Annotated in this window: 1 protein-coding gene; it reads right to left on the bottom strand. The window is 63.1% G+C overall.

Going from position 1 to position 428, the window contains the following annotated elements; translation table 11 throughout:
* A partial coding sequence (locus DY926_RS15650) for a carbohydrate porin (RefSeq protein WP_148707822.1) occupies window positions 1–428 on the bottom strand: 428 nt, incomplete at both ends.

Raw genomic sequence — 428 nt, 5'->3', positions numbered from 1 at the left:
TAGTACCCACCCAGCTTGTACACGCCCGGCAGGCCGGGGTTTTTCGTCACGTTGGTCATGTCGGCGGGCTGGGGGTTGAGCGCGTATTGCAGTTCGGTAATCAGCAGCGCGCCCGTGCCCATGTTGAACTGCGTGCCGTTGGCGCCATTGGTGGTCTGGCTGGTGGGGTCGGAATTGTAGCCGCTGATCGACCCTGTGGCCTGCTGGATGGGGAGGGAATTGTAGCGGTTGCCCGGCGGGTTGTCGTCGGCGGCCGCGAACATGAAGGTGAACTTCTCGCTGGGCCGGTAGCGGATGCGGATGGCGGGCGAGGACAGCGGCCATGACGGCCCGCCACCGTACAGGTTGACCGATGGCGCCATGGGCCAGCCGAAATTGGCGTTGAGGTAGAGCGATGCGTAATCGCTGATCAGGAATTCGGTATCAAG

It is taken from the genome of Komagataeibacter melaceti (assembly GCF_003403295.1).
Classification (GTDB): Bacteria; Pseudomonadota; Alphaproteobacteria; order Acetobacterales; family Acetobacteraceae; genus Komagataeibacter; species Komagataeibacter melaceti.
The sequence above is the reverse complement of the archived record's forward strand: the minus strand, read 5'-3'. Positions and strand labels throughout refer to the sequence as shown.